The 12,795-nt window shown below is 69.0% G+C and carries 13 protein-coding genes; 5 read left to right on the plus strand and 8 right to left on the minus strand.

The genetic code is table 11. From position 1 onward, the window contains the following. Positions 1-9: 9 nt before the first annotated feature. The 3 genes from E5N76_RS08125 to E5N76_RS08135 are packed head-to-tail and all read right to left on the minus strand — an operon-like array spanning position 10 to position 3,391. Positions 10-1,167, minus strand: coding sequence for a mandelate racemase/muconate lactonizing enzyme family protein (locus tag E5N76_RS08125; RefSeq protein ID WP_207791906.1), 1,158 nt, complete (start codon positions 1,165-1,167; stop codon positions 10-12). Continuing rightward, a complete protein-coding gene (locus tag E5N76_RS08130; protein ID WP_149536772.1) occupies positions 1,164-2,288 on the minus strand; it encodes a M24 family metallopeptidase in 1,125 nt (374 codons plus the stop codon). The genes E5N76_RS08125 and E5N76_RS08130 overlap by 4 nt, the downstream gene beginning before the upstream one ends. Continuing rightward, complete coding sequence (locus tag E5N76_RS08135; RefSeq protein ID WP_149536773.1) at positions 2,288-3,391, minus strand: NAD/NADP-dependent octopine/nopaline dehydrogenase family protein; 1,104 nt, start codon at positions 3,389-3,391, stop codon at positions 2,288-2,290. Before E5N76_RS08135 ends, E5N76_RS08130 begins: the two co-directional genes overlap by 1 nt. A 367-nt stretch (positions 3,392-3,758) precedes the next feature. Between E5N76_RS08135 and E5N76_RS08140 the strand changes: the two genes are divergently transcribed. The 5 genes from E5N76_RS08140 to E5N76_RS08160 are packed head-to-tail and all read left to right on the plus strand — an operon-like array spanning position 3,759 to position 8,842. Then, positions 3,759-4,874 (plus strand): NAD/NADP-dependent octopine/nopaline dehydrogenase family protein, encoded by a 1,116-nt coding sequence (locus E5N76_RS08140; RefSeq protein WP_149536774.1) that lies wholly within the window; start codon positions 3,759-3,761, stop codon positions 4,872-4,874. A 40-nt stretch (positions 4,875-4,914) separates the two neighbouring features. After that, positions 4,915-5,883 carry a Bug family tripartite tricarboxylate transporter substrate binding protein gene (locus tag E5N76_RS08145; protein ID WP_187830053.1) on the plus strand — a complete coding sequence of 323 codons (969 nt, stop codon included), beginning with the start codon at positions 4,915-4,917 and terminating at the stop codon, positions 5,881-5,883. A gap of 32 nt (positions 5,884-5,915) precedes the next feature. Further along, a complete protein-coding gene (locus E5N76_RS08150; protein ID WP_149536776.1) occupies positions 5,916-6,878 on the plus strand; it encodes a Bug family tripartite tricarboxylate transporter substrate binding protein in 963 nt (320 codons plus the stop codon). A gap of 14 nt (positions 6,879-6,892) precedes the next feature. Further along, a complete protein-coding gene (locus E5N76_RS08155) occupies positions 6,893-7,336 on the plus strand; it encodes a tripartite tricarboxylate transporter TctB family protein (protein WP_187830054.1) in 444 nt (147 codons plus the stop codon). A 3-nt stretch (positions 7,337-7,339) separates the two neighbouring features. Further along, the gene (locus E5N76_RS08160; protein WP_149536778.1) at positions 7,340-8,842 is read left to right on the plus strand and encodes a tripartite tricarboxylate transporter permease; all 1,503 of its coding nucleotides are present in this window, start codon (positions 7,340-7,342) and stop codon (positions 8,840-8,842) included. Between the two features lie 33 nt (positions 8,843-8,875). On the opposite strand, the gene E5N76_RS08165 is transcribed toward E5N76_RS08160, so the two are convergent. The 5 genes from E5N76_RS08165 to E5N76_RS08185 all read right to left on the minus strand — a co-directional run bounded on the left by E5N76_RS08165 (position 8,876) and on the right by E5N76_RS08185 (position 12,775). Continuing rightward, positions 8,876-10,012 (minus strand): M24 family metallopeptidase, encoded by a 1,137-nt coding sequence (locus E5N76_RS08165; protein ID WP_149536779.1) that lies wholly within the window; start codon positions 10,010-10,012, stop codon positions 8,876-8,878. 104 nt (positions 10,013-10,116) lie between these two features. Next, positions 10,117-11,277, minus strand: coding sequence for a mandelate racemase/muconate lactonizing enzyme family protein (locus E5N76_RS08170; RefSeq protein WP_149536780.1), 1,161 nt, complete (start codon positions 11,275-11,277; stop codon positions 10,117-10,119). 33 nt (positions 11,278-11,310) lie between these two features. After that, positions 11,311-11,682, minus strand: a complete 372-nt coding sequence (locus tag E5N76_RS08175; RefSeq protein ID WP_149536781.1) for a VOC family protein — start codon at positions 11,680-11,682, stop codon at positions 11,311-11,313. Position 11,683: 1 nt separating this feature from the next. Further along, positions 11,684-11,878 carry a tautomerase family protein gene (locus tag E5N76_RS08180; RefSeq protein ID WP_149536782.1) on the minus strand — a complete coding sequence of 65 codons (195 nt, stop codon included), beginning with the start codon at positions 11,876-11,878 and terminating at the stop codon, positions 11,684-11,686. Between the two features lie 3 nt (positions 11,879-11,881). Further along, on the minus strand, positions 11,882-12,775 hold the full coding sequence (locus E5N76_RS08185; protein ID WP_207791907.1) for a dipicolinate synthase subunit DpsA: 894 nt from the start codon (positions 12,773-12,775) through the stop codon (positions 11,882-11,884). Positions 12,776-12,795: the final 20 nt, after the last annotated feature.

Here is a 12,795-nt window from a genome sequence, read left to right on the forward strand (position 1 = left end):
GTTCCCTGTTCATGCCACGCTGTAGCGTTCGAGCTTCGCCTCATTCACCTCGATGCCGAGGCCGGGGCCGTCCGGCACCAGCATATGGCCGTCGCGATAGACGAAGGGCTCCTCGATGATGTCGTCGAGGTATTTGTGCCCGGCGATCCGGGTGCGCACGACCTCGGCGGTGGAGGTAACGGGGATGGTGCCGGGCAGGGTGATGATCGCGCTCGAGGCGGCGAGGTGCAGGTTGGCGGCATTGCCGATGCCCATCTCGCCCGAGCCGTTGATGTCGCAGGCGAGGCCCGCGGCTTCCGCCACCGCCAGCAGCTTCTTCGACTTCAGCAGCCCGCCCGGCTTGGTGTAGTAGACCGAGAGCATCTCCGCCGCCTGGTGCTGGACGATCCGCAGCACGTCATGCGCGGTCCAGGCGCTTTCATCCGCCATGATCGGCACCTCGGTGTTCTGCGCCACCCGCGCCATGTTCTCCAGCCCCTCGCAGGGCTGTTCCATGTACCAGATGTTCTCGCCCTGCATGACCCGCGTGACCTGCAGGGCCTCCTTCCAGCTCCGGTAGCCCTGATTGGCATCGACCCTGAGCTTCACCGTGGGGCCGAGCTCCGCGCGCAGTCGGCGGACCAGCTCGATGTCGCGGGCCGCGTCGATGCCGACCTTCACCTTCAGCGTGGTGATGCCCTCATCCACCACCTGCTTCGCTTCGGCGATGGCGGTGTCGATCTCCATCAGGCCCAGGCTGTGCGCCAGCGCCACCTCCCGCCGGTACAGCCCGCCGAGCAATTGATAGACCGGGATGCCGTAAAGCTTGCCCACCGCATCATGCAGCGCCACATCGACGGCTGCCTTGGCGTAAGGATAGCCGCGGACGAATCTGTCCATCTTGGCGTGCAGCACTTCGATCTGCCGGGGATCCTCGCCGATCAGCAGCGGGGCCAGCAATTCCTCGATGACGAGCTTCGTGGTCTGCGGCGCCTCGCCATAGCGGCTGCCGAATTCGCCGCCCCAATCCTTCAGCACCTGGGCCTCCCCCCAGCCCACCGTGCCATCCTCCAGCACCAGCTTCAGGACGGTGTAGCCATACCCCACCGGCGCGTAATTGCCCGCCCAGGTATGGGGCCGGCGCATCGGCAGGGCGATGCGCCAGCTCCGCAGCGAAGCGATCTTCATGCGCCGATCTCGATCAACCGGTCGTTCGGGGAGAGCAGGCCGGTGATCGGCTCGAAGCCGGTTTCGGTGATGAGGTACATATCTTCCACATGGAAGCCCATGCGGCCGGGGATCATGTAGAGTGGCTCCATCGTCATGGTGACGTTGGGCTGCAGCAGGATCTGCCGCGTATCGGTGATGTAGGGTTCCTCATGGATGGTCTGGCCGATGCCATGGCCAAGGAATTTCAGCGTCGGCTCGATATTCCGCGTGCGGAGGTAGTCCACATAGGCACGGTAGAGATCCGGCACGGGCGTGCCCGGCCGCAGCATCGCTTTGCAGAGGTCGCGGGCGCCGATCATCACCTCCCAGATGCGCCGCTGCTCGTCGGTCGGCTTGCCGACCACCGCGGTGCGGGTGACGTTGGAGCGGTACCCGCCCATATCGCCCAGGATTTCCAGCCGGAGCACGTCGTCGACCTCGATGAGCTTGGCGGTCGGGCTGCAATTGACGATGCCGCTGCGGATGCCCGATCCGACCTGGCATTTGAGGCCGTCGCAGCCGCCTTCCACCATGCGGCTGGCGACCATCTGGCTGACGGCCTTCTCCGTCATGCCGGGGCGGATCTCCGCCAGCACCTCGCCGGCGATGCGGTCGGTCAGCTCGCCGACGCGACGGAGAATGGCGATCTCCTCCGCCGTCTTGACCATGCGCGTGGTGAAGTAGAGGTCGCGGCAATGTTCGAAGCGCGCCTTCGGCAGCCTCTCGCGCAGCCGGATGAAGTCCTGTGCCGGCATGTAGTCCAGCTCGATGCCGATGCACCCCTCGGCGGCGCCGGCCTCCGTCAGGATATCCGCCAGCAGGTCGGCCGGATCCTCGGTGAACTGGTTGTAGGGGCGGATGTCGCTGAAGCGGGAACGCTGCCGCGCCAGGTTCTCCTCGACATTGACCACCACCTGCACTGCTTTGCTGTCGCCGGCCAGCACGGAGATGGTCCGGCGAAAGCGGTTGCTGAGCTGGCTCGGCACCTGGAAGCCGGCGGTGTAGGTGACGTTGTCCGGCGAGAAGGCGACCAGCGCGTCGAAGCCGGCGGCGCCAGCGGCGCGCCGCAGCTTGGTGAAAACCTCGTGCTCGGCAGCCATCACGCCCCCTCCTCGACCAAATGCCGCAGCGCCTGTGGCGTCATGCCGGCAATGCCCAATTTCTCCAGGGTCAGCCCGGCGCTGAGAAAATCGACGTCCAGCGAGAGGCTGGCGAGATGGATCAGCGCATCCATGGTCGGCGTCTTCACGCCGGCCACCTGGCCCAGCGCCGCCATCGGCACCAGGCCGGTGCCGACATCCTCATGGATGTAGCGATCGTCCAAGGAGGCAGGCGATTTGATGGTGGCGTTCGGCGCGCTCTCACGGCAGGCGCGGGCGATGTCGCCGCTGGCATAGGCCTCCGCCGTCGTCGCGCCGAATTCGTAGAAGGTCTGGAGGAAGGAGATCGCCGGGACCTGCAGCGCCGCGGCCACCGCCATGCGCTCCGCGTCAATCGCTGCCGTCACCCGTGCCACGGCGGGCGTGATGCCTTCCCGGTAGAACAGGAAATCGCCGCCCGTCGCCTCGATCCAGCCGGCATTCATCAACATCCCCGGCGGGTGGAACACCGCGTTGACGTTGCCGAGCGCGGATTCCAGCGCCGAGCTGGCCGCCTGGATGTCCGGGTAGAGCGGCTGCACCAAAGCGAAGAGCTCCGCGGTGCGGGTGGCCGGCAGGGCGGCGAAGCGCAGCTTCCTTGCATAGCTGTAGATGCCGACCTTCGCCGGGCCTTCCATGCGTGAGATGTAGGTCAGGGAGACAGTCTCGCAGAGCGCCAGCTTGCCCCGATAGCCGGCGAGGCGGAGCTCGTTCAGGAAATGCAGCCCGCCGCCGGTATGGCCGGGGTTCAGCATGACCGGCACGCTGCCGTCCAGCAGCGGCGCCAGCGCCCGGGCGTAGTGGCTATGCGCCACGGAGGGCACGACGAGCATGATGAGGTCGGCACCGCTGATCGCTTCGGCCAGGTCGGTGGTCATCGCCTCCGGCGTGACGAAGCCTGCCTGGACGCCATGCGCCTCGATGCCGCCGCGCGCCCGCAGCGGCGCCAGCCGCGCCGTGCTGCGGGCATGGAGCCGGACGCGGAAGCCGCGCAGCATCAGATCGGCCGCCGCGGCGCAGCCGCCATGGCCGGCGCCGAGCACGGCAACGCAGCGCACCGGCATCACCCGCGCCCCTGCGAAATTTGTCGCGCCGCGGGGGCGATGGGAGTCGTCCTTACAGGCCGCATGCGCTCGTACCCTCGCCCTTGCAGTGATCACAGTGCGCGCAAGCTTCGGGCCCGGATGCCATCGGTGTCAACCACCGAATATTGCCGCCGTCCTGCCCCGCCACAGCGAGGAAAGCCAGGGAGTTCTGCCTGAACTGCGCACTTTTCGCCCGGCTTCATGCACCAAGAACAGGCAGATCAGGCGCCGCGAGCATTAAAGTCGGATCGGCCAGCCTTCTGATGTCTTGCCGATCTGCCATCCACTGTGATCACATCAAACCGCCCTCCCGGCTCTGCCGGGCCAGCGGCGCAGGAGACAGCCCTTGGCCGCTTCCATCAGCAGCATCGCGATCATCGGCGCCGGCCATGGCGGCTGCGCCGCGGCGGCCGATCTGACGCGCCGCGGCTTTGCGGTGCGGCTCTATGGCCGCAGCGCCAGCACCATCGCGCCGATCCAGGCAGCGGGCGGAATCACCCTGGGCGGCAGCCTCGGCGAGGGCTTCGTGCCGCTGCCCTGCGTCACCAGCGACGCCGCCGCCGCGATGGCGGGCGCCGAGCTGATCCTGATGATGGGGCCGACCCATGCGCATGCGGCGATGGCGGAGACCATCGCGCCGCATCTGCACGCCGGGCAGGTGCTGCTCGCCGCGCCAGGGCATACGGTGCTGCTGATCCCGGGCGTGCTGCGGCGCCATGGCAAGGCCGCCGTGCCCTTCTGCGACACCGCCACCCTGCCCTATATCGCGCGCAAATCCGGCCCGGCCGCGGTGCAGGTGACGCAGGCCGCGCGCCGCCTGCCCTTCGCCGCCTTTCCCGGCCGGCGCACCGCGGAACTGGCCGAGCGGCTGCAGCCGGTCTTTCCCGCCCTTGCGCCGCACCGGCATCTGCTGGAGACGGTCTTCCCCTACACCAACGCCATCCACCACCCGCCGGCGACGCTCTGCAATGCCGGGCGGATCGAGGCCACGGGCGGCGACTACTGCCACTATTACGATGGCATCTCCCCCGCGGTCGGCCGCATCATCGACCGGCTGGACCGGGAGCGCTGCGCGATCGGCGCCGCCTTCGGCATCGAGGTGCTGCCCTTCGTCGAGCATTTCCACCGCATCGGCTACACCACCGCAGCGGCGCGCGACAGCGGCCTCGCCTATGAGGCCTTCCACCAGAGCGAGCCGGATCGCTGGATCCGTGCGCCCGCCAGCCTCGACCATCGCTTCCTCGATGAGGACATCCCCTATGGGCTGGTCCTGCTCGCGGCGCTGGCGGGGCTTAGCGGCGTCGCCGCGCCGACGGTCGAGCATCTCATCCATCTCGGCTGCCTGGCGACGGGCAAGGATTACCGTGCCCAGGGCCTCAGCCTCGAACGGATCGGCCTCGCCGGGCTGGATGCGGCGGCGGCGGTGCGGCTGCTGGAGGAGGGCTACGCCGATGCCGCCTAGCGATACGGGCCCCGCCATCATCGACCGAAGGAGAGACGGCATGCACAGGCGAACCCTGCTCGGCGCGACGGCAATGCTTGCGCTGCCTCGGCTGGCGCGCGCGGCCAGCTTCCCCGACGGGCCGATCACGCTGATCGTCGCCTGGCCGGCCGGCGGCGGCAGCGATGTCAGCATGCGCCTGGTGGCCGAGGCCGCCAGCAAGCGCCTCGGCGTGCCGGTGGTGGTGGAGAACCGTCCCGGCGCCGCCGGCACCATCGGCCATCGCGCCATCGCTGCGGCCCGCCCGGATGGCCAGACCATCGGCATGGTGTCGCAGGACGCCATCAGCGCGCAGTACGGCAATGCCAATGCGCCGGCGATGAGCGAGTTCGAGCCGCTCGCCTTCTTCGGGGAGGAGCCGGGCGCGCTGCAGGTGCACCCTTCGACGGGCATCACCACCCTGGCCCAGTATATCGAGCGCGCCAAGGCCAACCCCGGCAAGATTCGCAATGGCGGCAATCCGGCGCCCGGCGCCTCCTACCTCTACATGGCCTATTACGAGCGCAAGCTCGGCATCCGCGTCACCAAGGTGAGCTATGCCGGCTATGCGCCCACCGTCACCGCGCTACTCTCGGGCGAGGTGGATTCCGCCAGCGTGCCGGTGCCGGATGTCGTCGAGTACCACAAGGAAGGGCGGCTGAAGCTGCTCGCCGTCGCGGGCGAGGAGCGGCATTTCATGGCGCCCGACGTGCCGACCTTCCGCGAGCTCGGCCATGACGTGGTGATCGGCGGCTGGCGCAGCCTCGCCGCGCCCGTCGGCGTCCCGGCGGATCGGCTGGCGGTGCTGCGGCGCGAATTGTTCGCCGCCTTCCGGGATCCGGAACTGCAGGCCAAGGCGCGGCAGGCCGGCTTCGTCATGTCGCCCGGCGACGCGGCCCGCACCGCCGCCGCCTGGGCCGAGTCCGATACGGGCGTCTACCCGATCCTGGATGAGCTCGGCCTGGTGAAGGCGCGCCGCAAGCAGGGCTGACCGCTGGCGCAACCCGAGGAGAGAGACCCGACATGCTGCGACGCAATCTGCTGATCCTCGGCACCGGCCTGCTGGCGGCGCCGCGTGTGCACGCGCAAGCCTTTCCCTCCGCGCCGATGACGCTGATCTGCGCCTGGCCGCCGGGCGGCGGCAGCGACATCGCCATGCGCCTCGTCGCAGAGGCTGCCAGCAAGAAGTTCGGCGTGCCGGTGGTGGTGGACAACCGGCCGGGCGCGGCCGGCGCCATCGGCCATCGCGCCATCGCCACGGCGCGGCCGGATGGCTACACCTTCGGCATGTTCTCCACGGCCGGCGTCGCCGCGCCCTATCTGAACGCCAACGCCAACACCATCGATGAGCTGGAGCCGCTGGCCTTCTTCGGCTCCGACCCCAGCGCCTTGCAGGCAAGCACGGCGAGCGGCATCGCCTCGCTGCAGGATTTCGTCACCCGCGCCCGCGCCAATCCGGGCAAGATCAAGAACGGCAACGACCAGCCGGGCGGCGCCTCCTTCCTCGCGGTCGCCAGCTACGAGAAGCTGATGAATTTCCGCATCCAGAAAGTGCCCTATGCCGGCTATGCGCCGACGGTGACGGCGCTGCTGGCCGGCGAGGTGGACAGCGCCACCGTCGCCATCCCCGACACCATCGAGTATCACCGCCAGGGCAAGCTGAAGATCCTCGGCGTGTCCTCGGCCGAACGGCATTTCATGGCGCCGGAGATCCCGACCTTCAAGGAACAGGGCTTCGATGTCGAGGTCGGTTCCTGGCGCTGCATCGCCGGGCCGAAGGGGATGCCGGAGGATCGGCTGCGGACCTTGCGGAGCGGGCTGCTCGACGCCATGCGCGACCCGGACTTCCTGGCGAAGGCCCGCCAGGCCGGCTTCACCACCCAGCCGGGCGACGCCGCGACGACGCTGGCGCGCTGGCGGGCGGATGACCAGCTTCTCTACACGATCCTGGACGAGGCGGGGCTGGTGAAGGCGCGCAAGCGCTGAGCCGGGCCGTCGCCGTGCCCCAGCTCAACCGGGATCTGCTGACCGGGCTACTCTTCATCGCGATCGGTGGCCTCGGCCTCTGGCTCGGCGCCTCACTGGAGGCGGGCACGGTCGGCGAAATGCAGGCGGGCTACTATCCCCGCCTGGTCTGCCTGCTGATGGTCGCGCTCGGCTCGCTCGTGGCGCTGCTCGGCCTGCTGCGGCAGGGCGAGCTGCCGGAGCGCTGGCATTGGTGGCCGCTGCTCATGGTGGCGGTGGCGCCCCTTGCCTTCGCCCTGCTGTTCGACAGCGCCGGCTTTGCATTGACGCTGGCCGCCGTCGCGCTGCTGGCGAGCCTCGCCGGGCGCATGCTCAACCCCTGGCGCATGCTGGTGCTGGCCGTCGTGCTGGTGGCCATGAATATCGGCCTCTTCGTCTTCGTGCTGGGCCTCCCACTTCGACTCTGGCCGCGGATCTGAGCCATGCAGGACCTTCTCGGCAATCTGGCGATGGGCTTCGGCGTGGCGCTCAGCCTGCAGAATATCGGCCTCTGCTTCATCGGCTGCGCGCTCGGCACCGCCATCGGCGTGCTGCCCGGCATCGGTCCGCTGCCGACGGTGGCGCTGCTGCTGCCCTTCACTTTCAGCCTGGACCCGACCGGCGCGCTCATCATGCTGGCCGGCGTCTTCTATGGCGCGCAATATGGCGGCTCGACCACCGCGATCCTGGCGCGGCTGCCGGGCGAGACCTCCTCGGTCGTCACCTGCCTGGATGGCTATGCCATGGCCCTGAAGGGCCAGGCCGGCACGGCGCTGGCGCTGGCCGCCATCGGTTCGCTGCTCGCCGGCATGGTGACGACGCTGCTGATCGCCGCCGCCGGGCCGCCGCTGGCGGATATCGCCCTGCTCTTCCACTCGGCGGATTATGTCTCCGTCATGGTGCTCGGCCTGATCTCCGCCGTGGTGATGGCGCATGGCTCGGTGCTGAAGGCGCTGCTGATGATCCTGCTCGGCCTGCTGCTGGGCTCGGTCGGCACCGATGTGGCGACGGGCGAGTACCGCTTCACCCTCGGCCTCGACATGCTGGCGGACGGCATCGGCTTCGTGCCGATCTCGATGGGCTTGTTCGGCCTGGCCGAGATCATGATCAATTTGGAGAATCGCGGCGGCCGCGGGGTGATCGCGAAGGCGGTGGGCAGCCTCTGGCCGCCGCTCGCCGTGCTGCGGCAGGCATTGCCTGCCATGCTGCGCGGCACCGCCATCGGCGCGGGTTTCGGCATCATGCCCGGTGGCGGGCCGACCATCGCCTCCTTCTCCGCCTACAGCCTGGAGAAGAAGATGGCGGCGCAGCCGGCCCGCTTCGGCCATGGCGCGGTGGAAGGCGTGGCCGCGCCGGAGGCCGCCAACAACGCTGCGACGCAATCCTGCTTCATCCCCATGCTCTGCCTCGGCATCCCGCCGAATGCGCTGATGGCGCTGATGGTCGGCGCGATGATGGTGCATGGCATCCAGCCCGGCCCCAGCATCATCACCAAGCAGCCGGAGCTGTTCTGGGGCATGATCGCCAGCATGGCGGTCGGCAACATCATCCTGGTGATCCTGAACCTGCCGCTGATCGGGATCTGGGTACGGCTGCTGCAGGTGCCCTATGCCTATCTGTTCCCCGCCATCATCGTCTTCTGCGCCGTCGGCACCTACACCGTGGACAACAGCACGGGCGACGTGGTGCTGATGGCCGTCTTCGGCGTGCTGGGCTACGTCTTCCGCAAGCTGGATTGCGAGCCGGCGCCGCTGATGCTGGGGCTGGTGCTGGGGCCGCTGTTGGAAGAGAATTTCCGCCGCGCCATGGTGCTCGCGGATGGCGATGTCACGATCTTCGTCACCCGCCCGATCAGCCTCGGCTTCCTGCTCGCCGCGGCCGCGCTATTGGCGGCGGTGCTGCTGCCGAGCATCCGCCGGGGGCGGCAGGAGGCGTTCCGGGAGTAGCGCGGGGGGAGCGTCCGAGGCGCCCCGCCGCCGTCAGCGGATGACCAGCAGCTTGTCCGTATCGGCGTAGTCGGAGAGCAGCACGGCGCCGGTCTCGGTCACCAGCAGCATGTCCTTGTTCTGCATGCCATAGCCATAACCGGTGCGATAGCAAAGCGGCTCGAAGCCCAGCACCATCCCGGCTTCCAGCCGCGCATCCTCGCCCGGCCGGCCGAGGATGGGCGTGACGCCGAGATAGGGGTCCTCATGCAGGTGCAGCCCGATGCCGTGGCCGACGAAGGAGATCGGCGGCAGGTTCATCTCGGCCAGTTTGGCGATGAAGGCGTCGTAGATCGCCCGGCAGCTCGCGCCCGGCTTCACCATGTCGAGGATGCCGTATTTGCATTCGACCAGATGCTGCCAGATGCGCTCCGCCATGGGCGGCGCTTCCTGCACCACCGCCGTGCGGCAGACGCCCGCCTGGTAGCCGCCGATCACGGAGAAGATCTCAACCCGGCAGACATCCCCCCGCTGCAATTGCCGCTCGGTCGGCCCGACATTCGGCAATTGGCTGCGCTCGCCGGTGGCCACGATCATCAGCTTGAAATGCTCGGCGCCCAGCTCATAGACCTTGCGCGTCAGATGCGCGGCGATGTCCATCTCGGTATCGCCGACCTGGACGGCGGCAAGCGCGTCGGTGATGGCCTGGTCGGCGATGCGCGACAGCCGGCGCAGCAGCGCCTGCTCCTCCGGCGTCTTACGCTGCCGCAGCCTAGCGAGGATGCCCTCGCAGGCGCTGAAACGTGCCTGCGGCAGCGCCGCCTGCAGCCGCAGGAAATCGCCGGCCGGCAGGTAGTCCAACTCGATGCCGATCCGGCTGGCCGCAAGGCCCAATTCGCGGAGCTGCGCCGCCAGCACCTGCATCGGGTCGTCGGAGAATTCGGCCCAGATCCGCGCCGGCACATTGGGCGCCTGGCGGGCGATGGTGCTGGCCTCCATATCCACGCCGAACAGCGCCACGCTGCCGGACGCGCTGACGATCGCCATGGCGTGACGATGCCGGATCAGCGGCTGCGAGGGCACCACGAAGCCGGTGACATAGGCGAAATTCTCGGGTGAGCAGGAGATCATGGCATCCAGCCCGGACGCGGCCATGGCTGTGGCCTGACGCTGCACGATATCGTCCCGCATGCTGTCTCCCTCGGAGTGCGATCGCCGCAGGTGGGTTCACCGGCGGCGTGAACAAGCAAGAAGGCCAGAGCGGGACCGGAAGGCAGGACACGCTCCGGCGGCGGTCACTCGCTGACGCGATAGGTCTCGATCTTCTTGAGATCCGCCTCGATGCCCATGCCCGGCCCCGTCGGCACCAAGATCGCGCCATCCTCCAGCGTCATCGGCGCGGCGATCAGGTCGTCGCGGTAATAGATGCCCCCGACCTGCCCGCGCTGCTGCGCCGCCGGCGTGGAGACCGGCACCACGCAGGACAGGGTCACCGCCGGCGCGGCCGCAGCGAGCTGGATATTCGCCAGATTGCCGATGCCCGTCTCGACCGAGCCATTGACGTTGCAGATGATGCCCGCGGCGCGGCAGACCGCGGCCACTTCCATGGCGCGCAGCAGCCCGCCCGGCTTGGTCGTGTAGATGGAGACGATCTGCGCCGCCCGGTGCTCGATGATCTGCACCACGTCATGCGCGTTCCAGGCGGATTCATCCGCCATCACCGGCGTGTCGATGGCGCGCGCCACCTCGGCCAGGCGCTCGATGCCCATGACCGGCTGCTCGGCATAGATCAGGCGCTGCTCCTCCATCTGGCGGATGGTGCGGATCGCCTCGCCCGGCGTGCGGTAGCCTTCATTGGCATCGACGCAGAGATCCACCTCCGGCCCGACCGCGGCGCGGATCTGCCGCACCATCTCGACATCGCGCTTGGGGTCCACGCCGACCTTGATCTTGATGGTGCGGATGCCCTCGGCCGCGACCTGCGCCACTTCCTCGACCGCTTGCGGAATCGGGATCAGGCCGATGGAATGGGTCACCGGGATGCGGGTGCGGCTCCGCCCGCCGAGCAGCAGGTGCACCGGCACGCCCAGCCAGCGGCCGGTGAGGTCGTAGAAGGCGAAATCCACAGCGCCCTTAGCGTAGGGATAGCCCTTGATGACCGCATCCATCCGCGCATGCAGCGTCGCCGCGTCGCCCAGCTCCACCCCCAGCACGGCGGGCGCCAGATAGCGCTCGATGACCGTGCGGGTGATCAGCGGAGATTCGCCGAAATAGCGGCCGAATTCGCCGCCCCAATCCTTCAGCGCCGGCGCCTCGCCCCAGCCCACCCGGCCGGCATCGTCGGTCATCTTCACCAGCACGTAGCGGCCGATCGGCTCGGTCAGCCCGGTCCATTTATGCTCGCGCCGCGTCGGGAGCTGGATGAGGATCGTCTCGATGGTGGTGATGACAGGCACGCGCAACTTCCCCGTGGCTGAGACTGGATTGGGCTAGGCGGCCAGGCCCGGCTGATACAGCTCGACCTTCGTGCCGTCCGGATCCTCGACATAGATCGTCAGCCCATAGGGGCCGTCATGCAGGTCCTGGAAGAACGGCACGCCCGCCGCGCGCAGCGCATCGCGCAGCCGACGGACATCCGCCACCTCGAAGGCGATGTGGTCGAGCTGGCGATGCCCTGCCTCGCGCCCCGCGATCAGGGCAATGCCCTGGCGGAAGGCGGTGAAGGGCCGGCCATCCTGCAACGGCTTGGCCGGGCGGATGACGAAGCCCAGGCGGTCCACGTAGAAGGCCGTGGAGCGCGCCATGTCGCTGACCATCAGCAGCAGATGGCCGAAGCCGACCACCCCGGGCGCCGCGTCCATCTCAGCCTTCCTTCTGGTCGATGCCGAGCACGCCGGCGCGGCCCCAACTGTCCTTCGGCGTGTCGTGGATCACCACATGCAGGTGGTCCGGCTTGCAGGCGGCGTACTCCACCATGGCGTCGGTGATGGCGCGCACCAGCTTGCGCTTCTGCTCCACCGTGCGGCCTTCCCACATCTCCACGATCACGAACGGCATGGCTCAAGCCCTTCCCCCGTAAAGCGCCTCGATCCGGCGGCGAATGCCGCTCCACTGGCTGCGGCCGACGGTCACCGGCGCCCGGCTGCCAAGCCCGCGCGCCCAGACGGCCCGCAGGCCGCGCGCTGCCGCCGCCTCCCGGTCGATGCCGCCGGGCGGCGCGGCCAGATCCACCAGCAGCGCCTGCTGCGGCAGCAGGGCCAGCTCCGCCGCGCCGAGCACGCGCGAGGGAATGGAGGAGATGACGATGTCGGTCCCCGGCAGGATCTCGGGCAGCGCCGCGAATTCCTGCGGCTCGGCGCCGGCCGCATAGGCTTCGGCGCGCTGCACCGGGTTGCGCGCCACCACCTGCACCCGCGCGCCGAGCGCGACCAGCGTCCGGCAGGCCAGCCCGCCGATGGTGCCATGCCCCAGCATGGCGATGCGGGCGCGGTGGATGGTGATATCGGTGTTCTCGATGATGACGCGCAGCATTCCCTCCACGATGGCGGGGCCGCGCAGCAGCATCAGGTCCTTGTCCCACTCATATTCGTGCAGGGCGAGGCCGAGCGCCGCCGCATGCGCCTTCAGCCCGGCATCCGCCCAGCCGAGGATGATGTGCCCCGGGCGGCGCATGCCTTCGAGCATGGCGCGGGAGGGAATGATCCGCTCCGCGCATTGCGGGGCGAAGAGCGCGCCATCCGGCGCGATGCCGGGGATGGGGAAGAGCGCCAGATCCGCCCCCGCCAGCGCCGCCGCCGCGCTGTCGCAGCGTTGCACGCCGGGGATGCCGGCTTCCGGCCAGGGGAAGCCGAAACCCCGCACCGTGGCGCCCGTTGCCGCGGCGCAGCGGGCGATTTCCTGTTCCCGCCGGTCGCCAGCGACGATGGCGACGGTCAATGCGTTCCAGTCCACCATGCCTCCGCACCGCTGGCGGC

It is taken from the genome of Siccirubricoccus phaeus (assembly GCF_008360935.1).
GTDB classification, from domain to species: Bacteria; Pseudomonadota; Alphaproteobacteria; order Acetobacterales; family Acetobacteraceae; genus Siccirubricoccus; species Siccirubricoccus phaeus.

Excerpts from the sequence above, each read along its gene's own strand:
- E5N76_RS08125 (WP_207791906.1), bottom strand. The coding sequence starts at position 1,167 with ATGAAGATCGCTTCGCTGCGGAGCTGGCGCATCGCCCTGCCGATGCGC.
- E5N76_RS08135 (WP_149536773.1), bottom strand. The coding sequence starts at position 3,391 with ATGCCGGTGCGCTGCGTTGCCGTGCTCGGCGCCGGCCATGGCGGCTGC.
- E5N76_RS08130 (WP_149536772.1), bottom strand. The coding sequence starts at position 2,288 with ATGGCTGCCGAGCACGAGGTTTTCACCAAGCTGCGGCGCGCCGCTGGC.
- E5N76_RS08145 (WP_187830053.1), top strand. The coding sequence starts at position 4,915 with ATGCACAGGCGAACCCTGCTCGGCGCGACGGCAATGCTTGCGCTGCCT.
- E5N76_RS08175 (WP_149536781.1), bottom strand. The coding sequence starts at position 11,682 with ATGGACGCGGCGCCCGGGGTGGTCGGCTTCGGCCATCTGCTGCTGATG.
- E5N76_RS08165 (WP_149536779.1), bottom strand. The coding sequence starts at position 10,012 with ATGCGGGACGATATCGTGCAGCGTCAGGCCACAGCCATGGCCGCGTCC.
- E5N76_RS08185 (WP_207791907.1), bottom strand. The coding sequence starts at position 12,775 with ATGGTGGACTGGAACGCATTGACCGTCGCCATCGTCGCTGGCGACCGG.
- E5N76_RS08180 (WP_149536782.1), bottom strand. The coding sequence starts at position 11,878 with ATGCCGTTCGTGATCGTGGAGATGTGGGAAGGCCGCACGGTGGAGCAG.
- E5N76_RS08150 (WP_149536776.1), top strand. The coding sequence starts at position 5,916 with ATGCTGCGACGCAATCTGCTGATCCTCGGCACCGGCCTGCTGGCGGCG.
- E5N76_RS08160 (WP_149536778.1), top strand. The coding sequence starts at position 7,340 with ATGCAGGACCTTCTCGGCAATCTGGCGATGGGCTTCGGCGTGGCGCTC.